This is a genomic window from Qaidamihabitans albus, assembly GCF_016464705.1.
GTDB lineage: Bacteria > Actinomycetota > Actinomycetes > Mycobacteriales > Pseudonocardiaceae > Qaidamihabitans > Qaidamihabitans albus.
The window spans coordinates 122,355-146,114 of the sequence record NZ_JAEHOB010000011.1 but is presented as its reverse complement, the minus strand read 5'-3'; the positions used below and the strand labels follow the sequence as shown (position 1 = coordinate 146,114).

Annotated in this window: 26 protein-coding genes and 1 pseudogene; 12 read left to right on the top strand and 15 right to left on the bottom strand. The window is 71.5% G+C overall.

Annotated elements, in window-relative coordinates:
- Window positions 1-9: 9 nt before the first annotated feature.
- Window positions 10-627, top strand: a complete 618-nt coding sequence (locus JAP66_RS21195; protein ID WP_307849657.1) for a TetR/AcrR family transcriptional regulator — start codon at window positions 10-12, stop codon at window positions 625-627.
- A 21-nt stretch (window positions 628-648) separates the two neighbouring features.
- Here the strand turns inward: JAP66_RS21195 and hisI are convergent, their stop codons facing one another.
- Both hisI and hisF read right to left on the bottom strand, forming a co-directional pair.
- Window positions 649-1,011 carry a phosphoribosyl-AMP cyclohydrolase gene (gene hisI / locus JAP66_RS21190; RefSeq protein ID WP_199433551.1) on the bottom strand — a complete coding sequence of 121 codons (363 nt, stop codon included), beginning with the start codon at window positions 1,009-1,011 and terminating at the stop codon, window positions 649-651.
- Window positions 1,008-1,781, bottom strand: a complete 774-nt coding sequence (gene hisF, locus JAP66_RS21185; protein WP_199433550.1) for an imidazole glycerol phosphate synthase subunit HisF — start codon at window positions 1,779-1,781, stop codon at window positions 1,008-1,010. The genes hisI and hisF overlap by 4 nt, the downstream gene beginning before the upstream one ends.
- Window positions 1,782-1,998: 217 nt before the next feature.
- Here hisF and JAP66_RS21180 point away from each other — a divergent pair, with 217 nt between their 5' ends.
- Both JAP66_RS21180 and JAP66_RS21175 read left to right on the top strand, forming a co-directional pair.
- Window positions 1,999-3,744, top strand: coding sequence for a hypothetical protein (locus tag JAP66_RS21180; RefSeq protein WP_372448995.1), 1,746 nt, complete (start codon window positions 1,999-2,001; stop codon window positions 3,742-3,744).
- Between the two features lie 90 nt (window positions 3,745-3,834).
- Window positions 3,835-4,260, top strand: coding sequence for a PPOX class F420-dependent oxidoreductase (locus JAP66_RS21175; protein ID WP_199433548.1), 426 nt, complete (start codon window positions 3,835-3,837; stop codon window positions 4,258-4,260).
- Here the strand turns inward: JAP66_RS21175 and JAP66_RS21170 are convergent.
- Window positions 4,225-5,172, bottom strand: coding sequence for a threonine ammonia-lyase (locus tag JAP66_RS21170; protein ID WP_199433547.1), 948 nt, complete (start codon window positions 5,170-5,172; stop codon window positions 4,225-4,227). The two genes, JAP66_RS21175 and JAP66_RS21170, sit on opposite strands and share 36 nt — an antisense overlap.
- A gap of 69 nt (window positions 5,173-5,241) precedes the next feature.
- On the opposite strand from JAP66_RS21170, the gene JAP66_RS21165 reads away from it, so the two are divergent.
- Window positions 5,242-5,724, top strand: coding sequence for an Lrp/AsnC family transcriptional regulator (locus JAP66_RS21165; RefSeq protein WP_307849656.1), 483 nt, complete (start codon window positions 5,242-5,244; stop codon window positions 5,722-5,724).
- A gap of 5 nt (window positions 5,725-5,729) precedes the next feature.
- Here JAP66_RS21165 and priA read toward each other — a convergent pair whose 3' ends face one another.
- From priA to JAP66_RS21150, 3 genes are read right to left on the bottom strand one after another with little or no spacing between them, the layout of a single operon-like run.
- Complete coding sequence (gene priA / locus JAP66_RS21160) at window positions 5,730-6,467, bottom strand: bifunctional 1-(5-phosphoribosyl)-5-((5-phosphoribosylamino)methylideneamino)imidazole-4-carboxamide isomerase/phosphoribosylanthranilate isomerase PriA (RefSeq protein ID WP_199433546.1); 738 nt, start codon at window positions 6,465-6,467, stop codon at window positions 5,730-5,732.
- A gap of 33 nt (window positions 6,468-6,500) precedes the next feature.
- Complete coding sequence (gene hisH / locus JAP66_RS21155; protein ID WP_199433545.1) at window positions 6,501-7,130, bottom strand: imidazole glycerol phosphate synthase subunit HisH; 630 nt, start codon at window positions 7,128-7,130, stop codon at window positions 6,501-6,503.
- A 10-nt stretch (window positions 7,131-7,140) separates the two neighbouring features.
- The gene (locus tag JAP66_RS21150; RefSeq protein ID WP_199433625.1) at window positions 7,141-8,232 is read right to left on the bottom strand and encodes an MFS transporter; all 1,092 of its coding nucleotides are present in this window, start codon (window positions 8,230-8,232) and stop codon (window positions 7,141-7,143) included.
- 121 nt (window positions 8,233-8,353) lie between these two features.
- Between JAP66_RS21150 and JAP66_RS32980 the strand changes: the two are divergent.
- From JAP66_RS32980 to JAP66_RS21140, 3 genes and pseudogenes are all read left to right on the top strand, one after another.
- Window positions 8,354-8,482: pseudogene (locus tag JAP66_RS32980) on the top strand (TetR/AcrR family transcriptional regulator); the annotation flags it as partial.
- 251 nt (window positions 8,483-8,733) lie between these two features.
- Complete coding sequence (locus tag JAP66_RS32975; protein WP_307849663.1) at window positions 8,734-8,982, top strand: hypothetical protein; 249 nt, start codon at window positions 8,734-8,736, stop codon at window positions 8,980-8,982.
- A 2-nt stretch (window positions 8,983-8,984) separates the two neighbouring features.
- Complete coding sequence (locus tag JAP66_RS21140; RefSeq protein ID WP_307849655.1) at window positions 8,985-9,503, top strand: GNAT family N-acetyltransferase; 519 nt, start codon at window positions 8,985-8,987, stop codon at window positions 9,501-9,503.
- Here JAP66_RS21140 and JAP66_RS21135 read toward each other — a convergent pair.
- Genes JAP66_RS21135 through JAP66_RS21125 form a run of 3 tightly spaced genes read right to left on the bottom strand, consistent with a single transcriptional unit; the run spans window position 9,457 to window position 11,232 of the window.
- Window positions 9,457-10,461, bottom strand: a complete 1,005-nt coding sequence (locus JAP66_RS21135; protein WP_199433544.1) for a PHP domain-containing protein — start codon at window positions 10,459-10,461, stop codon at window positions 9,457-9,459. The two genes, JAP66_RS21140 and JAP66_RS21135, sit on opposite strands and share 47 nt — an antisense overlap.
- Window positions 10,462-10,467: 6 nt before the next feature.
- Window positions 10,468-10,968 carry a metallophosphoesterase family protein gene (locus tag JAP66_RS21130; protein ID WP_199433543.1) on the bottom strand — a complete coding sequence of 167 codons (501 nt, stop codon included), beginning with the start codon at window positions 10,966-10,968 and terminating at the stop codon, window positions 10,468-10,470.
- Between the two features lie 12 nt (window positions 10,969-10,980).
- Window positions 10,981-11,232, bottom strand: coding sequence for a hypothetical protein (locus tag JAP66_RS21125; RefSeq protein WP_199433542.1), 252 nt, complete (start codon window positions 11,230-11,232; stop codon window positions 10,981-10,983).
- Between the two features lie 250 nt (window positions 11,233-11,482).
- Here JAP66_RS21125 and JAP66_RS21120 point away from each other — a divergent pair, with 250 nt between their 5' ends.
- Together JAP66_RS21120 and JAP66_RS21115 are read left to right on the top strand one after the other, a co-directional pair.
- Window positions 11,483-13,423: a VanW family protein gene (locus tag JAP66_RS21120; protein ID WP_199433541.1), complete on the top strand. Its 1,941-nt coding sequence runs from the start codon at window positions 11,483-11,485 to the stop codon at window positions 13,421-13,423.
- Between the two features lie 246 nt (window positions 13,424-13,669).
- Window positions 13,670-13,876 (top strand): DUF5302 domain-containing protein, encoded by a 207-nt coding sequence (locus JAP66_RS21115; protein WP_199433540.1) that lies wholly within the window; start codon window positions 13,670-13,672, stop codon window positions 13,874-13,876.
- A gap of 21 nt (window positions 13,877-13,897) precedes the next feature.
- On the opposite strand, the gene JAP66_RS21110 is transcribed toward JAP66_RS21115, so the two are convergent.
- Both JAP66_RS21110 and JAP66_RS21105 read right to left on the bottom strand, forming a co-directional pair.
- Entirely contained in the window at window positions 13,898-15,595 is a 1,698-nt protein-coding gene (locus JAP66_RS21110; RefSeq protein ID WP_199433539.1) for a BCCT family transporter, read from the bottom strand.
- Window positions 15,596-15,719: 124 nt separating this feature from the next.
- Complete coding sequence (locus JAP66_RS21105; protein WP_199433538.1) at window positions 15,720-16,802, bottom strand: Glu/Leu/Phe/Val family dehydrogenase; 1,083 nt, start codon at window positions 16,800-16,802, stop codon at window positions 15,720-15,722.
- 171 nt (window positions 16,803-16,973) lie between these two features.
- Between JAP66_RS21105 and JAP66_RS21100 the strand changes: the two genes are divergently transcribed.
- Window positions 16,974-17,714 carry an alpha/beta fold hydrolase gene (locus tag JAP66_RS21100; protein ID WP_199433537.1) on the top strand — a complete coding sequence of 247 codons (741 nt, stop codon included), beginning with the start codon at window positions 16,974-16,976 and terminating at the stop codon, window positions 17,712-17,714.
- On the opposite strand, the gene JAP66_RS21095 is transcribed toward JAP66_RS21100, so the two are convergent.
- Both JAP66_RS21095 and JAP66_RS21090 read right to left on the bottom strand, forming a co-directional pair.
- The gene (locus JAP66_RS21095) at window positions 17,704-18,873 is read right to left on the bottom strand and encodes a kynureninase (RefSeq protein ID WP_199433536.1); all 1,170 of its coding nucleotides are present in this window, start codon (window positions 18,871-18,873) and stop codon (window positions 17,704-17,706) included. The two genes, JAP66_RS21100 and JAP66_RS21095, sit on opposite strands and share 11 nt — an antisense overlap.
- Complete coding sequence (locus JAP66_RS21090) at window positions 18,870-19,688, bottom strand: tryptophan 2,3-dioxygenase (protein WP_199433535.1); 819 nt, start codon at window positions 19,686-19,688, stop codon at window positions 18,870-18,872. The genes JAP66_RS21095 and JAP66_RS21090 overlap by 4 nt, the downstream gene beginning before the upstream one ends.
- Before the next feature lie 18 nt (window positions 19,689-19,706).
- Between JAP66_RS21090 and JAP66_RS21085 the strand changes: the two genes are divergently transcribed.
- A complete protein-coding gene (locus JAP66_RS21085) occupies window positions 19,707-20,456 on the top strand; it encodes a creatininase family protein (protein ID WP_199433534.1) in 750 nt (249 codons plus the stop codon).
- Window positions 20,453-21,961 (top strand): benzoate-CoA ligase family protein, encoded by a 1,509-nt coding sequence (locus JAP66_RS21080; protein ID WP_199433533.1) that lies wholly within the window; start codon window positions 20,453-20,455, stop codon window positions 21,959-21,961. Before JAP66_RS21085 ends, JAP66_RS21080 begins: the two co-directional genes overlap by 4 nt.
- Here the strand turns inward: JAP66_RS21080 and JAP66_RS21075 are convergent.
- Together JAP66_RS21075 and JAP66_RS21070 are read right to left on the bottom strand one after the other, a co-directional pair.
- Window positions 21,958-22,875 (bottom strand): lysophospholipid acyltransferase family protein, encoded by a 918-nt coding sequence (locus tag JAP66_RS21075; protein ID WP_199433532.1) that lies wholly within the window; start codon window positions 22,873-22,875, stop codon window positions 21,958-21,960. The two genes, JAP66_RS21080 and JAP66_RS21075, sit on opposite strands and share 4 nt — an antisense overlap.
- Entirely contained in the window at window positions 22,872-23,654 is a 783-nt protein-coding gene (locus JAP66_RS21070; protein ID WP_199433531.1) for a GNAT family N-acetyltransferase, read from the bottom strand. Before JAP66_RS21070 ends, JAP66_RS21075 begins: the two co-directional genes overlap by 4 nt.
- Between the last annotated feature and the right edge of the window lie 106 nt (window positions 23,655-23,760).

The following is a 23,760-nucleotide window of genomic DNA, read 5'->3' as shown; positions in this document are numbered from 1 at the left end:
GATGGACCGGTGACACCGGCCAAGGACCACGCTACCTCCGCCCGCCGCCGGGGCCGCCGCCCCGCGGGTGAGGACACCAGGGCGACGCTGCTCGCGGCGGCCAGGGAGGTCTTCGCCGAGAGCGGCTTCGACGGCGCGACCGTGCGGTCGATCGCCGCCCGCGCCGGCGTCGACGCCGCGATGGTGAACCACTGGTTCGGCAGTAAGGAAGGCCTGTTCGCCCAGGCCGTGCTGCAGGTCCCTTTCGACCCGAAGGAAGTGCTCGAGACGGTGACCGCCGACGGTCCCGACCGGCTGGGCGAGAACATCGTGCGCACCTTCCTGACCCGCTGGGACGGCGCGGGCGGGGAGGTGTTCGTCGCGCTGGTCCGCAGCATCACCACGCGTGAGGAGGCGCTGCGCGCACTCAAGGAGATGCTGGTCAACCACATGTTCGCGGGCGTGACCAAGGCCGCGGGATGTGACCAGCCGGAGCTGCGGGCCTCCCTGTGCGCCACCCAGATCATCGGTATGGGGATGGCGCGCTACGTCGCCAGGCTGGAACCGATGGCGTCGGCCGACATCGAGACGATGGTCGCCGCGATCGCCCCCACCCTGCAGCGTTACCTGACCGGCGACATCGGCTGACCGGCTCGTGAGCTCAGGCACTCACGAGGGGGCGTCGGCGAGCAGTACCCTTTCGGCGGTGTCGAAGCACGTGCGCGTACCGGTGTGGCACGCCGGGCCCGTCTGGTCCACCCGCACCAGCAGTGTGTCGGCGTCGCAGTCGAGCCGCACCTCGCGTACGTGCTGGGTGTGGCCGGAGGTCTCTCCCTTGACCCACAGCCGCTGCCTGCTGCGCGAGTAGTAGGTCGCCCGCCGCGTGGTGAGCGTCCGGTGCAGCGCCTCGTCGTTCATCCAGGCCACCATGAGCACGTCGGAGGTGGCGTGCTCGACCACCACCGCGCAGACGAGCCCGTCCGGGGTGCGCTTGAGCCGCTCGGCGATCGCCGGATCGAGTGCCCCGGTCACCGGATCTCGACTCCCCCGGACCGCAGCGCGTCCTTGACCTCGCCGATCTTCAGCTGCCTGAAGTGGAAGACGCTCGCGGCCAGCACGGCGTCGGCACCGGCCCGCACGGCGGGCAGGAAGTGCTCGGTCGCGCCGGCACCACCGCTGGCGATCACCGGCACGCGCACGGCCTCGCGCACGAGCCCGACCAGTTCGAGGTCGAACCCGGTCTTGGTGCCATCCGCGTCCATCGAGTTGAGCAGGATCTCGCCGACGCCCAGCTCCTCGCCGCGAGCGGCCCACTCGACGGCGTCGATCCCGGTACCCCGGCGCCCGCCGTGGGTGGTGACCTCGAAGCCGGAGGGCGTCGGCCGTCCGTCCGCAGGCACGCGCCGCGCGTCGACCGAGAGCACGACACACTGGGCGCCGAAGCGGCGGGACGCCTCCCGCAGCAGCTCCGGCCGGGCGATCGCCGCCGTGTTGATGCTGACCTTGTCCGCGCCGGCCCGCAGCAGCCGGTTCACGTCCTCGACCTCGCGCACGCCGCCACCGACGGTCAGCGGGATGAACACCTGCTCAGCGGTGCGGCGCACGACGTCGTAGGTCGTCTCCCGGTTGCCCGAGGACGCCGTCACGTCGAGGAAGGTCAGCTCGTCGGCGCCTTCGGCGTCGTAGAGACGGGCCAGCTCGACGGGGTCACCGGCATCACGCAGGTCGGCGAAGTTCACACCCTTCACCACTCGCCCCGCGTCCACATCAAGACATGGGATCACCCTCACCGCGACGGACATGCCGCACAGCCTAATCCGGGCCCGGGCGTGACTCCGCCCGGGACGACAGGAGCCGACTCGGCGTACACACTGGAGCGGGAAATCAGCAACCGGCGTGACGACATTGTCGACGAATTGTCACGGGCCGAAACCGGAAAACCATGGTCAAACCCGCCTGATAATGTATGTGGCCAATCAGTGGCCACAGTCCACTTTCCCCGGGGGGAGCCGCTTTTTCATGACAGCCAGCGCGATTCAGAGGTCGCACGCTGCCAGGCCGCGGAACGCTCACCCCGGCGTCGAGACACCCCGTCGGCACTCGAAGCCGCCCGCCGTTCTCTCCGTGCTCGCCGGAACGCTGGCGATCGGCTGGCACGCCACGTTGTACGGCCACTGGATCGTCGACGATGCGGCCATCACGTTCGCCTACTCCCGCAGCTTCGCCGAAGGGCTCGGCCCGGTGGTGCAGGCGGGCGCCGAACCGGTGGAGGGCTTCTCCAACCCGACCTGGATGGTGCTGCTGGCGCTGGGTCGCCTCGTCGGCCTGTTCGACCACGGAACGCTGTTCGGCGTCGCCGACTACGTCCTGTTCCCGAAGACGCTTGCGCTGCTGTGCTGCGCCGGGATCCTCGCCGCCTGCTACACGGTCGCCCGTCGGGTCACCCGGCGCCCCTGGCTGGCCACCGCGGTGATCGGGCTCGCGCTGGCCGCGATCCCCTCCTTCGTCATCTGGTCCTTCTCCGGCCTGGAGAACTCCCTCTTCGCGCTGACCATCAGCTGGCTGGCCACGGTCCTCTTCCTCGCGGTCATGGACGGCAGACTGCTGACGCGGAAGGTGGCGCTGCTGGCGGGTGGCCTGGCCGCCGTCGCGGCGCTGACGCGCCCGGAGGGCCTGATCTACGCCGGCGCCTACCCGCTGCTCGCGCTGGCGCTGCTGCGCAGGCCCCTGCTCGGCACGAGCGTGCGGCACGCCGCACTGTCCGTGGCCACGTTCGCCGTCCCGGTCGGCGCCTACTTCACCTGGCGCTACCTGGAGTTCGGCAGGCTGCTGTCCAACCCCTCCGTGGCCAAGTCGCAGGACCTGCCCCGGCTGCACGATCTCACCCGGCCCGGCGAGCTGGTGCAGTACGCGGGCGCGCCCGCCGTGCTCGTGCTCGTGGCGGTCGTCGCGATCGCGCTGGCCCGCCCTGCCTGGTGGCGGCACGGCCTGGTCGCCCTGCTCGTCCCGCTGGGCCTGGCGCTGACCGCCTACGCGGTGCTGGAGGGCGACTGGATGGCGCAGTACCGTTTCGCCACGCCCGTCTGGGTGCTGGGCGCGCTGATCGCCACACTCGCCGCCGCCGACGTGTTCCACCACGCGCGGCCCCGCCGGCGCGCCTGGCTCGCCGGCGGGCTCGCCGTCGCACTGCTGCCCTCGGGCGCGTCTTTCGTGAACGCCGCCGAGGAGTTCCGCACCGATCCGAACATCTCGGCCTGCTACGTCGCCGACCGGCTCGGCCGCAACTTCAACGCCTATGCCGACATCCTCGGCGCCCGGAACGCGTCGCTGCTGCTGCCGGACCTCGGTGGCTCGGCGCTGACCAGCAGGCTCGAACTGGTCGACATGGCCGGGCTGGCCGAGCCGAGGATCGCCGACTTCATCAGCGAGGGTGACGAGCAGGGCCTGCGCGACTACGTCTTCGACGAGGTGAAGCCCACCTTCATCCACTCCCGCTGGCCGTGGAGCTCGGGCAACGGCATCCCCTCTGACCCGAGGATGGAACGGGACTACCACGAGATCTACAGCTATCCCGACAACGACCCGCCGAACGGCGACTGGGTGCGCAAGGACGCCGTGCCGGACCAGGCGACGCTGGACGCCCTGCGCGACTACGCCGACTCGGCGGTCGTACTGGTCGAGGAGCGCTCCTCCTCGCTGGCCTACCCGCTCCGGCAGTGCGGCGCCACGCTCCGGCCGGGGCAGACCACCATCGACCAGACCTGAGCCGCGAGGCTCGTGAGTGCGCACGCGAGTTCTAACTCGTGTGCGCACTCACGAGGCTTGACCACCCTGTCTGCCGCTACGTTGGAGTACATGGCAGACGAGTTGGGCCGGCTGGCCCGCGAGAAGTACCTACTGCTCGGCACGTTCCGGAAGAACGGCGACCGCGTCGACACACCCGTGTGGGCCGCCCGCGACGGCGGCGACCTCGTGATCTGGACCGAGCGCGCGGCCGGCAAGGTCAAGCGCATCCGGCGGGACCCCCGCGTCGAGGTGACGGCGTGCGATCTGCGGGGCAGGAAGACACACGGGCCGTCCCACACCGGTACGGCGCGGGTACTCGACGAGGACGGCACCACGCGCACCCGCCAGGCGATCGCGCGCAAGTACGGGCTCCTCGGCCGCATCACCATGTTCACCAGCCGGCTGCGCGGCGGCAGCGAGCGCACCGTGGGCGTCGCGGTGTCGCTGGACCGGGTGGAGTCAGGAGGCGGGGCGCAGCAGGCCGGGCAGGAGTGACTCGTCGACGTTGGCGCCGGTGAGCACGGTCGCCGCCAGCTCACCCGGGATGTCGTGCTCGGCGATCGCGGCGAGACCGGCCGCACCGGCGGGCTCCAGGAGCACGCCGAGCGTCCGTGCCGCCAGCCGCATGGCCCGCAGCATCGCGGCGTCGTCGACCAGGACCATGTCGTCGACCAGCGCCCGCGTCCGCCGGACCGACTCCGGCAGCGGCCTGCGGATGGCGATACCTCCGGCGAAGGTGTCGAACTTCGGGTCCACCACCACCTCCCCAGCCAGCCAGCTGCGGAGCGCGCTCGGCGCGCCGGCGGCGACGACCCCCACGATCCGGATCTCCGGTGCGTGTGCCTTGATCCAGCGGGCCGTTCCGCTGATCAGCGCCGCGTCCCCGACCGGGACCACCACGGTGCCGATCCCCGGTGTCTCCAGCAGCTCGAGGCCGATGGTTCCGGCGCCCTCGGCGATCGCCGGCTCCCTGCCGTCCACAATGAGCCGGCTGCCGGGGTGGCGGACCACGTACTCCGCCGCCTCCTCCCTGCCGTCACCGTCCACTGTGTGCACTCGCGCGCCCAAGGTCGTCATCCGGCGCAGCTTCACCGGGGTGGTGCCTGCGGCTGCGAAGACATCCGCGCGCAGGCCGTACTTGCGCGCGGCATAGGCCACCGCCTGGCCGAAGTTTCCCGAGGAGGCGCAGACGAGGTGGCTGCCCGGCGCGAGGTCGCGTGCCAGGAAGTCCATTCCCCTGCCCTTGAAGCTGCGTATCGGGTTGAGTGTCTCCACTTTGGTCAGTACCGCGCGGCCGAGCGCCGCGGCGAGCTGCTCGTCGACGAACTGCGGGGTGGCCCGGAAGGCGGGGTCGAGCACCTTGGCGGCCTCGGCGATACGGTCGATACTGAGATCCACATCGGTCATGCGGCAACGCTAGGCCGGATGCCGGTGACGCCGATTGAAAGTTCTCCCGCGAAGACGCAAGATATTTGCGTGCCCCGCCCCATCTCGCTCGACGACATCGACCGTCACCTCCTCGACCTGGTCCAGGACGACGCGGGCCGCAGCCTGTACGAGCTCGGCGACGAGGTGGGACTCTCACCGAGCGCCGTGCAGCGGCGGCTCACCCGCTACCGCACGAGCGGCCTGCTCGCCAGGCAGATCGCGGTGCTCGATCCGCGCGTGCTCGGCGAGACGATGACCTCCGTCGTGCTCGTCGCCCTCGACCGGGAGTCGGAGTCGCTGCACACCGCCTTCCGCGACGAGATGCTCGCCGAGCCGCGGGTGCAGCAGTGCTACGGCATCGTCGGCCAGTGGGACTACGTGATCGTGCACGTCACCGCGGGTCTCCGCGAGAGCCGCGCGCTGTCGCAGCGGCTCTTCCTCGACCACCCGAACGTGCGCCGCTACGAGACGCTGCCCGCGCTCGAGTCGATCAAGGTCGGTCTGACACTGCCGCTGAGAGCGCCGGACTGACCCGCTCAGGTTCCCGCGACCGCCGACAGCGCCTCGGGCAGCGTGAACGCGCCCGCGTAGAGCGCCTTGCCGACGATGGCCCCCTCGACCCCGTCCCTGGCGAGCGTCGCCAGTGCGCGCAGGTCATCGACGCTGGACACACCGCCGGAGGCGATCACGGCCGCGTCGGTGCGGGCGGTGACCTCACGCAGCAGGTCGAGGTTCGGACCCTTCAACGTGCCGTCCTTGCTGACGTCGGTCACCACGTAGCGCTGGGCACCGTCGCTGTCGAGGCGGTCGAGGACCTCCCAGAGGTCACCGCCGTCCTGGGTCCAGCCGCGTGCGGCGAGCCGGTGCCCGGTCTCGGTGATCCGCACGTCCAGGCCGATGGCGACCCGGTCGCCGTGCGTCGCGACGACCTTGGCGCTCCACTCGGGGTCCTCCAGCGCGGCCGTGCCGAGGTTCACCCGGCGCGCGCCGGTGGCCAGCGCCGCGGCCAGCGAGTCGTCGTCCCGGATCCCCCCGGACAGCTCCACCCGCACGTCCAGTCTGCCGACGACCTCGGCGAGCAACTCCCGGTTGGAGCCCTTGCCGAACGCGGCGTCCAGGTCCACCAGGTGGATCCACTCCGCGCCGTCGCGCTGCCAGGACAGCGCCGCGTCCAGCGGCGAGCCGTACCTGGTCTCGGTGCCTGCCTCGCCCTGGACGAGACGGACGGCCTGGCCATCGGCCACATCGACGGCGGGAAGGAGGGTGAAGGTCACCGGGCCACTATAAAAGGGGCACCGGCCGCCGGTTCACAGGGTGCGCAGCCAGTTCCGGAGCAGGTGCGCGCCGGCGTCACCGGACTTCTCCGGGTGGAACTGGGTTGCCCACAGCGGGCCGTTCTCGACCGCCGCGACGAAGTCCTCGCCGTGGTGCGCCGTGGTGACCTTCGGCTGCTGCCCCGCCAGCCCCGAGTCGAGCTCCCATTCGCGCACCGCGTAGGAGTGCACGAAGTAGAACCGGGTACCGGCGTCCAGGCCGGCGAAGAGCTCCGAGTCGGCAGGCGCCCGCACGGTGTTCCAGCCCATGTGCGGCAGCACGTCGGCGTGCAGCCGCTCGACCGTGCCCGGCCATTCACCGGTCCCCGCGGCCTCGACACCGTGCTCGACACCGCGTTCGAAGAGGATCTGCATGCCCACGCAGATACCGAGGACCGGCCTGCCACCGGCGAGCCGGGTACCGATGATCTTCTCGCCGCCCACCGCGAGCAGGCCCTCCATGCAGGCCGCGAACGCCCCGACCCCCGGCACGACGAGGCCGTCCGCCTCCTGGGCCGCATGCGGGTCGGCGGTGACCTCGACGTCGGCGCCCGCGCGCTGCACGGCGCGCTCGGCGGAACGGAGGTTGCCGGAACCGTAGTCCAGGATCACGACGCGAGGCACGTCCCCAAGGTTAACCGCTACGACCGGCCCGCCACGCGACGGGCAGCAGCACGAACGCCGAGGCCGCGAGCAGGGCGAAGGCGACCGGGAAGCTCGTCCCCGACACGATGGCGCCCACCGCGACCGCGCCGAGCCCCTGGCCGGCGTCGAAGGCGACGTTCCACACCACGCTCGCCTGCCCCGCGGGCGAGCGGGCGAACATCGCAACGAGCGCGTCGTTCTGCACGACGCCGAAACCGATGCCGAACAGGGCGACGGCGATCACGGCGGGCACCGCGTGTGCCGTGAGCCCCGCCAGCGCGAGCAACCCGAGACCGGCGAGCGCGAGCGCGCCCGCCAGCATCCGGCCGGGCTCCGCCATCCGGTCGCCGAGCTGGCCCGCGGCCCAGCGGGCGAGCATGGCGGTGCCCGGCACGACGAACAGCGCGACGGCCGCCACGGCCGGACTGTCCAGTGCGATCGGCAGGAAGGTCGCCAGCGCGCCGAAACCGGTGGAGACCGCGAGCATCGCCAGCCACGGCCGCCAGGTGGCGGTCACGAGGGGCCGCAGCCCAGGGCGGCGGCCCGAGTGGTGCCGCGGGACGACCTTGGGCAGCAGCAGGATCGGCAGCAGCGCCACGACCGGGAGCGCGGTGGCGAGCAGGAACACCGGCGCGAATCCCCAGTGCTCCGCGATCGACGTGCCCGCGGGCAGGCCGAGCAGTTGCGGCAGGCCGACGGCGAGACCGTAGAGGCCCGCACCGCGCGCCAGCGAGCCGGTGGGCAGCAGCTCCGCGATCAGCGCACTGCCGCACACGGTGAGCAGGCCGAAGCCGAGGCCGCGCACGAAGGACACGCCCAGGATGGCGGGCGCACCCGTCGCCACGATGAGCAGCGGCGCGGGCACGCCGAGCAGCAGCGCGCCCCACAGCAGGCCGGCCCGGTAGCCGAACCTGCGCACGAAGGCGGGGACGGCGAACTGGGCGAGCACGGTGCTGGCCATGAAGACGCCGGTCGCGGAACCGGCGGCGAACGGGCCCGCGCCCTGGCGGACCGCCCACAGCGGGACGACAGGCAGCAGCAGCGCGTAGCCGAAGAACGCTGCCAGCGACGCCACGAGCATGAGCCGGAAGTGCCGGTCACGCAGCGGGGACACCCGCCGACCGTGGGCGAGGGACGGCGAGTGCGGCACCCCTCATTTCTAGTACGCGCGTACCTGTCCTGTCCACGAACAGGCTTGACGCATGGCCCGACCCAGCCACGCGGGAAGCCAGGCACGTACGCGGGAGCAGCTCGTCGGCACCGCGAAGGAGGTGTTCCTGCGCGAGGGCCACTCGGCCACGTCGCTCGAGAAGGTCGCCGAGGCGGCGGGCTGCTCCAAGGGCGCGGTGTACTCGAACTTCCGCGGCAAGGACGAGCTGTGCCTCGCGGTACTCGACGCCATCCACGAGGAGCAGACCGCGCTGATGGCCGAGACGCTGGCCGGAGCGAGCACCTTCGACGACATGCTGGCGGCGTTCCAGAGGGGGCCGAGCACAACATCGGCGACGAGGCGTGGACCGCCCTGGAGATCGAGTTCGCCACCAACGCGCGGCACGATCCGCATGTCCGGCATGAGCTCGCCGTGCGTGACGAGGCGGTCCGCGAGGGCATCGCCGGAACCCTCGCCGCCCAGGCGGAGGCGTTCCGGATCACGCTGCCGCTGTCGGTGGACGACTGCGCGACCGTGCTGCTCAGCCTGGGGATCGGCCTCGGCGTCCGGCGCGCGATCGACCCGGCGGTCCCGGTGCAGGCCCTCTCCGGAGTGATCCGCCTGCTTGCCGGCGCGGTGCCACCGCGGGAGCAACCGGTGGACGGCCCCGGCAGGATCTGACCGTGGACCTGACCATCGAACCCGTGCGGCCACACGCCGCCGACGCGGTGACCGCTCTCCGCCGCTACTTCACCGAGATCGTGGGCCGTTACCACGGCCGGCAGGCGACCGAGCAGGAGGTCGACGCGGCGATCGCGGACGAGCCCAGCGACGACCTGCGGCCGCCGTCCGGGCTGCTGCTTCTCGCCCGGCGGGACGGCGAGACCGTCGGCTGCGCCGGCCTGCGGCTGCTCCGGCCGGAGACCGCCGAGCTGACCCGCCTGTACGTCGACCGGGAAGCCCGCGGCCTCGGCCTCGGCGAACGGCTCGTCCGCGCGGTGGAGGAGGCGGCCCGCGAACTGGGCGCGCGGTTCGTCCGGCTCGACACGCGCCGGGATCTCGTCGAGGCCCGCACCCTGTACGCCAGGCTCGGCTACCGGGAGATCCCCGCCTACAACGACGGAAAGTACGCCGACCACTGGTTCGAGAAGCGGCTCAGTCCCGCGCCCACGCCACCAGCTCGTCGGCCGTCATCGTGTTGAGCACATCCGTGCTCTCCACCCCGCATTCGGTGGCGCGCACGCAGCCGTAGGGCTGCCAGCCGAGCTGGCCGGGGGTGTGCGCGTCGCTGTCGATGGCGAACCGGCAGCCGGCCTCGCGTGCCTGGCGCAGCAGCCGCCGTGGCGGGTCGAGCCGCTCCGGCCGGGAGTTGATCTCCACGGCGACGTCGTGCTCCCGGCAGGCGGCGAACACGGCGCCTGCATCGAACTCCGACTCCGGCCTGCCCCTGCCCTTGACGAGCCGCCCCGTGCAGTGGCCGAGCACGTTCACCCGGGGGTTCGCGACCGCCGCCAGCATGCGCCTGGTCATCTCCGCGGCGGGCATGCGCAGCTTCGAGTGCACGCTGGCCACCACGAGATCCAGCTCCGCCAGCAGGTCCGGATCCTGGTCGAGCCCGCCGTCGGCGAGGATGTCGACCTCGATGCCCGTGAGCACCCGGAACGGCTTCAGCTCGGCGTTGAGCCTGCCGACCACGTCGAGCTGGCGGCGCAGGCGCTCGGCGCTGAGCCCGTTGGCCACCGTCAGCCGTGGCGAGTGGTCGGTGAGGACGATCCACTCGTGGCCGAGCGCGATCGCGGCCTCGGCCATCTCCTCGATCGGGCTGGCACCGTCCGACCAGTCCGAATGGGTGTGACAGTCACCGCGCAGCGCGGCGCGGAGCGGGCCACCGTCCGGCAGCTCCTGTCCCGGCCGGCCGGCGAGCCTGGTGAGGTACTCCGGCTCACGGCCGGCCACCACGTCGGCGATGATCGCGGCGGTGGTCTTGCCGACACCGCTGAGGGTGGTGAGGGTGCCGGCACGCGCCCGCTCGGCCAGCTCGCCGGGCGCCAGCGCGTCAACGGCGGCGGCCGCCCGGCGGAAGGCCTGCACCCGGTAACCCGGCTCGCCGACCCGCTCCAGCTGCAGCGCGATCTGCCGCAGAACCCGTGCCGCGTCCATGCCCGGTCACTCCCTCCGCAGCGCGTGCAGCCGCACGTCACCGAGCTCGCCGTCCGTCACCGCCGCGGTCAGGTAGGTGTGCTCCGGCTGCCGCCGCCGATCGGTGGGCGAACCCGGGTTGAGCAGCCGCAGCCCGGTCGCGGTGACGCTGTCCCACGGGATGTGGCTGTGCCCGAAAACGAGCACGTCGGTGTCCGGGAAGTCCCGCGCGCAGCGTTGCTCCCGCCCCTTGGCCGGGCCGGTCTCGTGCACGACGGCCAGGCGCAGCCCGTCCAGCTCCGCCCGCGCCACCTCCGGCAGGCGGGCGCGCAGCTCCGGTCCGTCGTTGTTGCCGTACACGCCGATCAGCCGGCGCGAGGCCGCCGCCAGCTCGTCGAGCACCGCGACGTCGACCCAGTCGCCCGCGTGGACCACGACGTCGGCCTCCGCGACCTCCCGCCACACCTGCGCGGGCAACGCCCTCGCCCGCTTCGGCACGTGGGTGTCCGCGACGATCAGCAGGCGCACGTCCGGGCCCCCTCAGCCTCCGAGGTTGGTCACGGCCGCCTCCAGCCCGGCCGCCAGCTCCTGGAGGTCGCGGTCCTCCAGCCGCCGGTCGCCGATCTGCCTGCGCAGGTCGGCGCGGGAGACGACCATCAGCGCCCCAGCGTATCGCTCGGACCGCAGTTCGTCCGGGCCGAGCAGCAGTACCTGGCCCTCGTGCACGACCAGTGTCGCTTCGGGCACCTCGGACTCCAGCAGAGCCCGCACGTCGTCCGCGGTGATCCGCATTTCGTGCTCCACTTCCTCTCGCCTCGGCTGCCGTAGCGGATACCCGCCTGTTCGAGATCGAATCGGTATCTTCGGCCGAGCGGTGCACCGCGGGCACGAGAACGGCAGGTCGACACCGCTCGGTGTGCCGTGACCTGCGCGAATACGGGCGCGCGGCGCAACGGTGGGGCGGCTGCGAGAGGTGCCGCCGAGGCCACGTATCTTGACCTGGGAGTCCTGGCTCCAGAGCCGTCGGACGTGGAGGGTTACGTTGCCACAGGAACACGAGTGGCCCGAGTCGCACAGTGAGCAGACGGACGTGCTGCCGGCCGTTCCGGCACGTCCCGGCCAGGTCCATGCGCAACAGGGGCATTCACACAACGCCGGTGAGGCCACCCAGAACTTCGCCACCGACGACTACGCCACCCAGACGACCCAGCATTTCGGCAGGGTCGGTGAGGACACCACACAGCACATTCCGGCGACCGCCGCGGGGCCCGCGCGCGGCGGGGAGCCGCCGTCCTGGCGGCGCCGCCTGCGCAGGCCGGGGCTCGTCGCGGCCGCCGTGTTCGGCGTGCTGGCGCTCGCCTACGGCATCGACCTGCTCGTGACACAGGGCAACGTGCCCCGCGGCGTCACGGTCGCCGGTGTCGAGGTCGGCGGCATGAGCGAGGCGAAGGCCGAGGACCGCCTGCGCGAGCAGATCGAACCGCGGCTGACGCAGCCGGTGCGCTACGTCGCGGGCGACGTCGAGAACGAGTTCGACCCGAAGGCGGCCGGGCTCAGCCTGAACTGGTCCGAGACGCTGGAGCAGGCGGGCGACCAGCCGCTCAACCCGTTCACCCGTATCTCGTCCTTCTTCACCACGCGCGAGGTGGGGGTCGTCACCGAGGCCGAGCCGAACCAGCTCGACAACGCGGTCGCCGAACTGCGGAACACGGTCGACCAGGACCCGGTCGAGGGCGACGTGAAGTTCGAGGGCGCCACTCCCGTCCCGGTGGAGCCCGAGGAGGGGCAGAAGCTGGACACGGAGTCCGCGAAGGCGGCGATCGTCGCGCGCTGGGCGTCGGGCGACCGGGTCAGGCTTCCCGTGGACGAGACTCCGGTCAAGGTCACCGCCGAGGCGGTGCAGGCGGCCCTCAAGGACATCGCGGAACCCGCGGTCTCCGGTCCGGTGATCGTGCACGGCGAGGGCAAGGACGGCACGCTCGAACCCGAGGAGATCGCCGCAGGGCTGTCGTTCGAGGCCGAGAACGGCTCGCTCAAGCCGAAGATCGACCAGGCGAAGATCGTCGAGGGCGTCGGCCCGGAGCTCGCCTCCACCGAGCAGGAGGGCAAGGACGCCGAGGTCGTGTTCGAGGGTGGGCAACCCACTGTCATCCCGTCCGAAGAGGGCAACGTCATCAAGTGGGACAAGACCCTCAAACCGCTGCTCAGCGTCCTCAAGCGGCCCGAAGGCAGGGAGCTGACCGCCGAGTACGAGAAGAAGCCGGCCGACATCACGACCGAAGACGCCAACCAGCTCGGGATCAAGGAAGTGATCGGCGAGTTCACCACGGGCGGCTTCGCCTCCGACTCCGGCGTGAACATCCGTCAGGTCGCCGAGGAGGTCGACGGCGCTATCGTCAAGCCGGGCGAGACGTTCAGCCTGAACGGTCACACCGGGCCGCGTGGTACAGCACAGGGCTACATCCCCGCCGGCATCATCGAGGACGGCGCGCCGGGCAAGGCGGTCGGCGGCGGCATCTCGCAGTTCGCGACCACGCTCTACAACGCCGCGTACTTCGCCGGGATGAAGGACGCAGGTCACCAGGAGCACAGCTACTACATCAGCCGCTACCCCGCCGGCCGCGAGGCGACGGTGTTCCAGAACCCGGACGGAAGCAGCGTCATCGACCTGAAGTTCACCAACGACTCGGAGACGGGCGTGGCGATCCAGACGATCTGGACGCCGTCCGACATCACGGTGCGGCTCTGGGGCACCAAGCGTTACGAGGTCGAGTCGATCAGCGGTGAGCGCACGAACTTCGTGCCCCCGGAGACGAAGCGCAGCACGGCGGAGGACTGCCACCCGAGCAGCGGCGCCCCGGGTTTCACGATCACCGACACCCGTGTGCTGCGGGACGTCTCCAGCGGTCAGGTGGTGCGCCGGGAGCCGCAGACGGTCCGGTACAACCCGCAGGACAAGGTGGTCTGCCGCGGCGACGACTAGCCCGCGAGTCTCCCGCCCTAGCCCGCGAGTGCTGCACCGGTGCCCGCGAGTGCTGCGTTGCCGGTGCCGCGGCCAGGCCCGCTGGTGTCCGTGGCCCGCCGGTGCGAGCCCGAACGCGCAACTCGCGGGTCTGAGCGCGCAACTCGCGGGTCTGGACGCGGGACTCGCGGGGTCGTAATCGGGTGGCCGCAGGCCGCCGCTCCTGACAAGCTGGTGCGGACACTCACCGTGACCTCGGAGGTTCGCATGACAGATCAGGCACCGGCGGAACCCGAGGGCGGCAACGCACCGAGCACGCCGGAAGACGACGTGAAGCGCAGGTTCCGGGAGGCCCTGGAGCGCAAGCAGGCGAAGGCCAAGGCCGGTGCCGCGCACGAGGACCTCGGTTCCAAGGTCACCCAGGCACACGGGCCCGCCGCGCAGAAGCGGAACTTCCGCCGCAAGAGCGGCTGAGCGCGCGGCACGCTGCCGCGGTCAGTCCGGCGTCGGGGTCCGCTGTCGCTCCTCCTCCAGCACCTTGCGGGCTCGCCGCGGCAGCAGCTCCTCCTCGGACACATCCTGCTTGAGCGCCTTGACCAGGCAGTACATCGTCACGAAGGCGATGAAGAAGAACGGCAGCCCGAGCACTATGATGACCTCTTCCAGTGCCTGCAACGCCTCCTGGCCGGTGGCCGCGATCAGGGTCGCGGCCACCACGCCCTCCAGAATCGCCCAGAACACGCGCTGCCGGGTCGGCGGGTTCAGCGTGTTCCCCGACGTCAGCATGTCCACCACGAGCGAGGCCGAGTCCGACGACGTGGTGAAGAAGATGACCACGATCAGTACCGAGATCGCCATGACGAACTCGGTGGCCGGGAAGTTCTCCAGGAACGAGAACAGCGCGCCCGCCGTGTCGCCCTCCTGCACGACCGGGCCGATCAGGGAGCCGGGCTTGTCCCATTCGATGTTGATCGCGGAGAGGCCGAAGACGCTGAACCACACCACCGAGAAGGCGACCGGCGCGCCGAGGACTCCCAGCACGAACTCCCTGATCGAGCGGCCCTTGGAGATGCGGGCCACGAAGATGCCGACGAACGGCGCCCAGGTGATGGTCCACGCCCAGTAGAAGACCGTCCAGTTCCCCTGCCAGCCCCAGCCGTCGGCGGGCAGCGTGTCGTTCCAGAACGACAGCGGCAACAGCGAGCTGAGGTAGTTGCCGGCGCTCTCGATGATCCCGCGCAGCAGGAACACCGTGGAACCCGCGAGCAGGATGAAGAGCAGCAGACCCACCGCCAGCCCGATGTTGATGTTGGACAGCCACTTGATGCCCTTGTCCAGCCCGAGGACGACGGACACCGTCGCGATGGCGGTGACCACCGCGATGATGGCGATCTGCGTGCTCTTGCCGACCTCGATGCCGAACAGCCCGTTGAGGCCGCTGTTGATCTGCAGGGTGCCGAGCCCGATGGACACCGCGACACCGAACAGGGTGCCGATCACGGCCGCGATGTCGATGGTCTTGCCGATCGGCCCGTTGATCCGGTCACCGAGGATCGGGTGGAAGATCGAGCTGACCCGGAACGGCAGCCCCCGGCGGTAGGCGAAGTAGGCGAACGCCAGCGCCGGCAGGGTGAAGATCGCCCACGTGTGGAAGCCGAAGTGGTAGAGGGTGAACCCGATGGCCTCGTTGGCCGCTTCCTCGCTGAGCGGGACCGCGTTGCCCGCCGGGACGGGCATCGAGCGGATCGCGTCGGCGAACTGCTCGGCGCTGCCCGCGGACTCGGCGAGCTCACCGACCTGTGTGTCGACGCCGCTGAGCGGAGGGTTCGCGAAGTGGTTGATGGGCTCGGCGACACCCCAGAACATCAGGATCGTGCCGATGCCGGCCGCGAACAACATGCCGAACCACGTGATGTTGTTGTACTCGGGCCTGGCGTCCTTGCCACCGAGCCGGACATGGCCGAACCGGCTCATCGCGATCCAGAGCAGGAACACGAGGAACGAGGTGACGCCGAAGATGTAGAACCAGCCGAGGTTCGACTTCACGGCTTCCGACGCCGCGCCGAACACCTGGTCGACGCTGTCGGTGAAAAGCACCGACACGGCGACGAAGAGGAACACCAGCGCCGCGGAGACGAAGAAGATCACCGGGTTGGTGTTGAGCCCGAGGGCGCGTTGCAGCTTCTCCAGCATGATCGTCTCCGTCCGTATAGGCCGGGAAACTAGCTGTGAGCAAAGAAGGTGTCAACAACTCGCGGGCCTGTCGCGTGGTTCGTGATGACCCGCCGGGTGCGCGGTCGCGCACCCGGCGCGATCGTCACGTGAGTATCGAACTGTGGATCGAGCGCAGCCTCGGCAGCTCGGCCATGCGCCGCTCCGCGAGCCGGTCGGCGGCGGTCACCGGCGGCACGCCCTCGTCCGCGGCGAGCCTGAACACCGACCTCGCCGTGTCGTACAACGAGGTGACCTTGCGCCGGGCGCGGTCGAAGTCGAAGCCGTGCAATTCGTCGCTGACCTGCACCACCCCACCGGAGTTGACCAGGTAGTCGGGCGCGAACAGGATGCCGCGCTCGTCGAGCAGCTTCTCGACCCCGGGATGCGCGAGCTGGTTGTTCGCGGCGCCGCAGACGACCTTGGCACGCAGCACGTCGACGGTGTCGTCGTCCAGCGCGCCGCCCAGTGCGCACGGCGCGTAGACATCGAGGTCACCGCGGATGAGGGCGGCGTTGTCGGCGACGACCTCGACTCCGGGGTAGGCCGTGACAGCACGGTCGATCGCCGCCTCGGCGACGTCGGCGATCACGACTTCCGCGCCGGCCTCGACGAGGTGCCCGGTGAGGATGTGGCCGACCTTGCCGACGCCGGAGACACCCACTCGCCTGCCCCGCAGCTCCGGCGTGCCCCACACGTGCTCGGCGGAGGCCCGCATGCCCTGGTACACGCCGTAGGCGGTGAGCACGGACGAGTCGCCCGCGCCGCCACAGTCGCGGGAACGCCCGGTGACGAACCGGGTCTCCTTGGCGATCACGTCCATGTCGGGTACGTAGGTGCCCACGTCGCAGGCGGTGATGTAGCGGCCGCCGAGCGACTGCACGAAGCGACCGTAGGCGCGCAGCAGTGCCTCGGACTTGACGGTCGCGGGGTCGCCGATGATCACGGCCTTGCCCCCACCGAGGTCGAGGCCGGCGAGCGCGTTCTTGTAGGCCATTCCCTTGGACAGGGCCAGCACGTCCTCGAGCGCGTCGCTCTCCGAGCTGTACGGATGGAAGCGGGTGCCGCCGAGGGCGGGCCCGAGCGCGGTCGAGTACACCGCGATGATCGCCTGCAGCCCGGTGTGGGCGTCCTGGCAGAAGACAACCTGTTCATGGCCGCTCTCGCGGCCGAATACACCTTCGGTCACGGTGGTGACTCCCTTGTCAGCGCCGGCTCGCGGCTTGTGGTCGCGGCCGGTGGTGCCGTTCGGTCGGTGCGGCGCCGGCCGGGAGGTCGTTCCCAGCTGATCACCGCTACCGGAGAAACTATGCCCCGTGGACGCTGAACGCCACGGACTATCGGATGGCAGGATCCTCTTGTGACCGACGCGCAACCTCCGCTGTTGCTGCTCCTGCACGGGCTCGGCGCGAACCGCGAGGTGTGGCGCGGGCTGACGGAGCGGCTGCCCGGACACTGGCCGGGCGACTGGCTCGCGCCCGACCTGCCGGGACACGGCAACGCCGAACCGCTGCGGCGGTACTCCTTCGGCGCGATGGCCGCCGCGCTCGCCGAGGACCTTCCGCCGGAGCGGCGGGTGATCGCGCTCGGGCACTCGCTGGGCGGGGTGCTCGCGCTGGCGCTGGCGTCCGGATGGTTCGGCGTACGTGTCGACGCCGTGTGCGGGCTGGGCATCAAGGTCCGCTGGACTCAGGAGGAGCTCGACAAGGCCGCCCAGGTGGCCACCCGGCCGGGCCGCGTGTTCGGCACGAGAGACGAGGCGGCGAGGCGGTGGCTGCGTGGCGCCGGGCTCACCGGGCTGCTGCCCGCGGACTCGCCTGCCGTGGCGGCCGGGGTACGCAGGATCGGCGGGGACGAGGACGGCTGGCGGCTGACGGTCGACCAGGGAGCGTTCGGCGTCGGCGCCCCGAACATGCCCGGACTGCTCGCCGCGTGCAGGGCGGACCCGGTGCTCGCCGCCGGTGAACACGACCCGATGTGCCCGGCCGCCCACCTGTGGGACCTGCGTGCCGACCACGTCGAGCTGCCGGGGCTCGGGCACAACGCGCACGTCGAGGACCCGGCGGCGCTGCTGCCGCTGCTGGACCGCATCAGCGGGTGAACGAGGCCGCCTCGCCCAGCGCGGCCATGGCGTCGTCGAGCTGCGCGTCGGAGAGGTAGGGCGCCGGACCGAATCGCAGGTGCTCGCCACGGCTGTCGGTGTACACGCCGCGTTCGGCCAGTGCCCGGCTGAGCCCGGTGGCGTCGCCGCAGCGCAGGGAAAGGAACCCGGCGAAGCCCTCGCGCGGGGTTTCGCGGTCCCGCGTGGCCACCGAGGCGGGCAGGTCCAGCTCGTCGAACCGCCGGGCGAGCCGTTCGTTCTGCCGGAGCGAGATCTCACGCAACCGCCGCGGCGTGAGGCCCTGCTCGGCGAGGAACCCGAACACCCGCGCGGCGCGATAATGGCTCACCGGGTCGTAGGTCGCGCCGGCGAAGCGGTCCGCGCCGGCCGGGTAGCCGACCCCGGCCGGGCCGGGCTCGTCGGCGAGCACGCCGAACTCGGCGAACCAGCCGGTGACGACCGGGCGGAGCCGCTGCGCGTGCTCGGGCAGGCGCAGCACGCAGTTGCCCTCTCCCAGCTGCAGGTACTTGTAGCCGCCACCGAGTACCCACGCATCCCTCAGCCCCTCGTCCGGCACGGACATCGGCAGCACGCCGAGCGCGTGGTAGGCGTCCACGACGAGCTCGACGGAACCTCGCGCGCAGGCCAGGGCCAGCTCGCCGAGACCGGGCACGATGCGCGCCGTCCCGAACAGCACCTTCGAGACGAGCACTGCCGCGGTGCGCTCGTCGAGCACGGCGGCGAGCCGCTCGGCCAGCGTGTCCACCGGCTCCGCACGCACCCGGACGATCTCGATGCCCTCCTCGCCGAGCCGGGCGAGCTGACGGCGCACGGTGTGGAACTCCCCGTCCGTGGTCACCAGGCGTGGCCGGGCCCGCAGGTCCAGCGCGGAGAGGAACCGGAGCAGCAGGTCGTGCGTGCTCGCCCCGAGCGCGAGCACCGCGCCCGGCTCCCCGAGGAAGGTCCGGAAGCCTGCTCGCACCTCGTCGGCCTTGGCGAAGGCAGCTTCCCACTTGGTGTCCACATCGCGGGCGGCGTCGTCGAAGGCCTCCAGCAACCCCTCCCGCGCGACGTCCGGCCAGGCCTGGTGCGAGTGCCCGGTCAGCAGCAGGCGCTCGGCGACGCGGAACCGGGAGTAGTGCCGCGCCAGCTCGTTCACAGCTCGCTCCGGACGGCCCACAGATCCGGGAACACGGGTGGCGACAGGGTCGTGCGCAGGTATGCCGCGCCGGAGGAGCCGCCCGTACCCGACTTGTCGCCGATCGTGCGCTCGACCATCTTCACGTGCCGGTAGCGCCATTCCTGCACGCCCTCATCGAGGTCCACCAGGTGCTCGCACACCAGGGCCGGGCCCGCGTCGTCCCGGTAGACCCGCAGCAGTTCCCGCTGCACGGCGGGCGAGGCGACCACGGGCTCTCGCACGTCGCGGTCGGCGGGCACGTCGTAGCCCTGCCCGCGGAGGTAGGCCAGGAACGAGTCGAACAGCGAAGGGCGGGACATGGCCTCGAAGATGCGCTCGCGAGCGGCGCTGCCCTCCGGATAGTGTTCGACCACCCGGTGGTCCCGCCTGCCGAGCACCGCCTCCAGCTCGCGGAACTGGCCCGACTGGAACCCGCTCGCCGCGTCGAGGCGGGTCCGGAAGCTGGTGAACTGGCTCGGCGTCATGGTCTCCAGCACGTCGATCTGGGCGACCACGACCTTGAGCACGGTGAGAATCCGGCGCAGCGTCCGCACCGCGTGCGGGGTGTCGCCGTCCTCCAGCCGCCGCTGGAGGTAGCCCAGCTCGTGCAGCAGCTGCTTGAACCACAGCTCGTACACCTGGTGGATCACGATGAACAGCATCTCGTCGTGTTCGTCGGAGCGCGGCCGCTGCGCGCCGAGCACCTCGTCCAGCGCGAGGTACGACGTGTAGGTCAGCGCCGCGTGCTGGGCCGGTTCGGCTTGCCCGCCGCTTTCGCTTGTCTCGTCAGCCATGCCGAGTAGCTTAGGTGCGTGTACTACGCCGAGCTGTCCTCGCCGCAGGTGGCCGCGCTGCGGGACGACCCGCGGGTGCCCGTGCTGTTGCTGCCGGTCGGCGCGGTGGAGCCGCACGGTCCGCACGCGCCGCTTGGCACCGATCCGCTGATCTCGGCGGGCATGTGCGAGCGCGCCGTGGCCCGGCTGGCCGACGATCCACTGGTGCGGGTGCTCATCCTGCCGCCGCTGGCCTACGGCGTCACCCGGTGCGCGGCGGCGTTCGCCGGCGGCGTGCACATCGGTCCCGAGACGCTGCACGCGCTCGTCGTCGACGTCTGCACCGCGCTGGCCGACCAGGGACTGCCGCGCATCGTGCTGGTGAACAACCACTTCGAGCCCGAGCACGTCGCCACCCTGCGCCGGGCCGTGCGGACGCTGGAGTCCTCGCGCGGCCAGCGGATCGGGCACCTCGACCTGGTGCGGCGGCGCAACGCCGAGCGGCTCACCGAGGAGTTCCGTGCCGGCGAGTGCCACGCGGGCCGTTACGAGACCTCGCTGGTACTGGCGCAGCGGCCGGACCTGGTTGACACGGACCGGATGCGCGCGCTGCCAAGGGTGCCGGTGGACATGCCGGCCGCGCTGGCGCGGGGCGACGCCGACTTCCTCGCGATGGGGATGGAAGAGGCCTACTGCGGTGCGCCCGCCGAGGCGAGCGCGGCCGAGGGGGCGGCCACCTTCGACACGCTGACCACGATGCTCGTCGAGGCGATCCGGGAACTGGCATGAACATCACCTCCTACTTCCTCGACCGCAACCTGGACAAGGGCCGCGGCGGACGCACCGCGCTGCTGTGCGGGGACTCCGCCTGGAGTTACGCGGAGCTGGCCGGGCTGGCCAACCGAACCGGCCACGTGCTGCGTGAAATGGGTGTCCTGAGTGGACAGCGCGTGCTACTGGCACTGAGTGACGGCGTCGAGTTCGTCGCGAGCTGGTACGGTGCGCAGAAGATCGGTGCGGTGACCGCCGAGGTGTACACGTTCCTGCAGCCGAAGGACTACGCCTACTTCCTCGACTACACCGGGGCGAGCGTGGTGGTGGTCGACGCGGTCACGCTCGACGCCGTGCGGGAGGCGGCGGGCGACTCGGTGCGGTTACTGGTCACCGGAGTGCCGGGCGAGGAGCTACGGGGGAACGAGAGTCCCTTCTGGACACTCGTCGAGCGGGCACCGGCGGAGCTGACGGCCGCCCCGGTGGATGCCGACGACATGGCGATCTGGAAGTTCACCACTGGCAGCACGGGAGCGCCGAAGGCGTGCGTGCACACGGCCACGAGCCCGGTCGAGAGCTTCCGCCGCTACGCGCTCGACGTGCTGGGGCTGACGGCCGACGACGTCGTGCTCGCCGTGCCGAAGCTCTTCTTCGGCTACGCGCGCGACCTGGTCGCGATGTTTCCGTTCGGTGTCGGTGGCGCCGGGATCGTGTTCGGGGAGCGCAGCACGCCGGAGCGACTGTTCGAGCTGATCGCGCGGCACCGGCCCACGATCCTGGTCAACGTGCCGACGATGATGAGCGCGATGGCCGCCCATCCGGCCGCGGCGGCACAGGACCTGAGCTGCCTGCGCCTGTGCACCTCGGCGGGCGAGGCGCTGCCCGCCGAGCTGCATCGCAAGTGGGACAAGGCTTTCGGCGTCCCGGTCGTGGACGGGATCGGCTCGTCGGAGCTTTACCACATCTACCTCTCGAACCGGCCGGGCCAGGCGCGCCACGGCAGTCTCGGGCGCCCCGTCCCGGGGTACACGGCGCGCGTGGTCGACGAGGTGGGGGCAGAACTGCCGGACGGCGAGGTCGGCGTACTGGAGGTCGGCGGGCCCACGATGGCGCGGGAGTACTGGCGGGCGCCGGAGAAGTCGGCGGAGACGTTCCGCGGTGGCGCCGTGCACACCGGCGACCTGTTCAGCCGCGACGCCGACGGGTTCTTCCGGCACCACGGACGGGCCGACGACCTGCTGAAGGTGGCCGGGATCTTCGTGGCTCCGAGCGAGATCGAGGATTGCCTGCTCGGCCACCCGGACGTGGTCGACTGCGCCGTGCTCGGCTACACCGAGGACGGCCTGACCCGGCCACGCGCCTTCGTGGTGCTGCGCGCGGGTGCCGCGGTGCGGGCCGACGACCTGCGCGAGTACGCGCGCGAGCGCCTCGCCGGGCACAAGTACCCGCGCGACATCCGCTTCCTCGACGAGCTTCCGCGCACGGTCAACGGCAAGCTCGACCGCCGGGCCCTGCGCGGCTAGCCACGCGTGTCCGCGCTTCCCGCCCGTGTGCCCGCGTCCCGGGGCGCGGACGCACGTACCCGCGGCGCGGACACGCGTACCCGGGGCGCGGACACGCGTGCACGGAGCGCGGACACGCCGAGGGCGGCGTGCACCGCCGACTCGGCCAGCGCCGCCAGTTCTCGCCGGTCGGCGGCCCGGCCCGGGGCGATCTCCGGGCAGACGAACACTTCGAGGACGAGGCCGCGCAGCCGCACCACCCGTCGCAGCGACTCGATCAGCGACTCCGGACCGATGAACGCGGGCTGGGTGGTCTCCCGCCCGTCGGCCAGCCGGTAGCGCAGGGCCACCGGCCGGACCGGCACCCCGCCGTCGATGGCCGCCTGGAACGTGGCAGGCCGGAACCGGCCGGACGCCGCGCCGCACCAGGTCGTGCCCTCCGGGGTGACGCTGACCAGCGATCCGCCGCGCAGCACCTCGGCCAGCTGCGTCACCGTCGCGGGCAGCGTGGACAGCCGCTCCCGGTCGAGATAGACGCTGCCCGCACGGGACACCAGGCCGCCGAGCACCGGCCAGCAGGCGATCTCCCGCTTGGCGAGCGCACGCATCGGCCGGACCGCGTTGATGCCGACGATGTCGAGCCAGGAGATGTGGTTGTTCACCACGAGCGCGCCACGGCCCGCCGTATCGAGCCGGCCGTGCACCACCAGCCGCACCCCGAACGCGCGCAGCACGCCCCGGAAGACCACCCGCAGCACGCGGTCCCGCGCACCGGGCGGCAGCGCGAACAGCGCGGGAGCGACCAGGGATGCGATCAGCACCACGCAGGCAGCCCCGCAGACCCGGAGCATCCGGCGGCCGAGGCCGGCAACCGGAGGGTGTGGCGCGAGACAGTCCGCACCACACGGCGAGACCGGCATCCAGGCGTGGGTCACTGCCGGGCCCCGAGGAAGAACTTGAGGTAGCGCTCGTCCACCCGCTGCAGGTCGAGCAGGACGAGGAAATCGGCGACACCGAAGTCCGCGTCGTGCGCGGGCGGGCCGCACACCTGCGCGCCGAGGCGCACATAGCCCCGCAGCAACGGCGGCAGGACGGCCCGGGCGGGCGGGGCCACATCGTCGTGGTGCCAGGGCTTCCACGGCGTCACCCGGTGGTGCTCGGGCGCGTAGTACCGGGAACGGACGACGTCCCACACACCGGCGGCGTGCCGGCCGCCGTCGGCGAGCGGCACCGAGGCGCACCCGGTCAGGTAGCGGTGCCCGGACAGCAGCATGTACCGCGCGATACCGGCCCAGACCAGGCTCACCACGGCGCCGCTGCGGTGCCCGGCGTGCACGCAGGAGCGGCCGGTCTCTACCAGCGAGCCCCGCAGGCCGGCGAAGGCGGAGAGGTCGAACTCGGTGTCGGCGTAGAGACGTCCCGCCTCGCGGGCCCGGTCGGGCGGCAGCATCCGGTACGTGCCGACGATCTCACCGGTGTTGTCGTCGCGGACCACGAGGTGGTCGCAGAACGCGTCGAAGTCGTCGATGTCGAGGCCGGGCTCGGGCGTGTCGAGTGCCGCACCCATCTCCCCGGCGAAAATGTCATGGCGAAGTCGTTGCGCGGCAAGGACTTCATCGTTGTCGTTGGCGACGAGCAGCGAGTACCGGGCGGCCCCGGCAGGTAGCTCGGCACCCACCCGATCAGTGCTGACGAGTAGCTGTGACCGCGTCATGCCGACGATCGTCGCCGCGGGAGGAAACCGCCAGGGGTACCGCCCGTGGCGGCCGTGTGCCCACCGCGTGAACAGCTCGTTGTCCAGCGTTGTGCCTGGTCACCGC

Coding starts and splice junctions, on each gene's coding strand:
- JAP66_RS21170 (WP_199433547.1), bottom strand. CDS start 5,172: ATGACCGATGTGGATCTCAGTATCGACCGTATCGCCGAGGCCGCCAAG.
- JAP66_RS21175 (WP_199433548.1), top strand. CDS start 3,835: ATGGCAGACGAGTTGGGCCGGCTGGCCCGCGAGAAGTACCTACTGCTC.
- JAP66_RS21110 (WP_199433539.1), bottom strand. CDS start 15,595: ATGCTGGAGAAGCTGCAACGCGCCCTCGGGCTCAACACCAACCCGGTG.
- JAP66_RS21070 (WP_199433531.1), bottom strand. CDS start 23,654: ATGACGCGGTCACAGCTACTCGTCAGCACTGATCGGGTGGGTGCCGAG.
- JAP66_RS21080 (WP_199433533.1), top strand. CDS start 20,453: ATGAACATCACCTCCTACTTCCTCGACCGCAACCTGGACAAGGGCCGC.
- JAP66_RS21125 (WP_199433542.1), bottom strand. CDS start 11,232: ATGCGGATCACCGCGGACGACGTGCGGGCTCTGCTGGAGTCCGAGGTG.
- JAP66_RS21180 (WP_372448995.1), top strand. CDS start 1,999: ATGACAGCCAGCGCGATTCAGAGGTCGCACGCTGCCAGGCCGCGGAAC.
- JAP66_RS21135 (WP_199433544.1), bottom strand. CDS start 10,461: ATGGACGCGGCACGGGTTCTGCGGCAGATCGCGCTGCAGCTGGAGCGG.
- JAP66_RS21115 (WP_199433540.1), top strand. CDS start 13,670: ATGACAGATCAGGCACCGGCGGAACCCGAGGGCGGCAACGCACCGAGC.
- hisF (WP_199433550.1), bottom strand. CDS start 1,781: ATGTCCGTCGCGGTGAGGGTGATCCCATGTCTTGATGTGGACGCGGGG.
- JAP66_RS21150 (WP_199433625.1), bottom strand. CDS start 8,232: ATGCTCGTGGCGTCGCTGGCAGCGTTCTTCGGCTACGCGCTGCTGCTG.
- JAP66_RS21090 (WP_199433535.1), bottom strand. CDS start 19,688: ATGGCTGACGAGACAAGCGAAAGCGGCGGGCAAGCCGAACCGGCCCAG.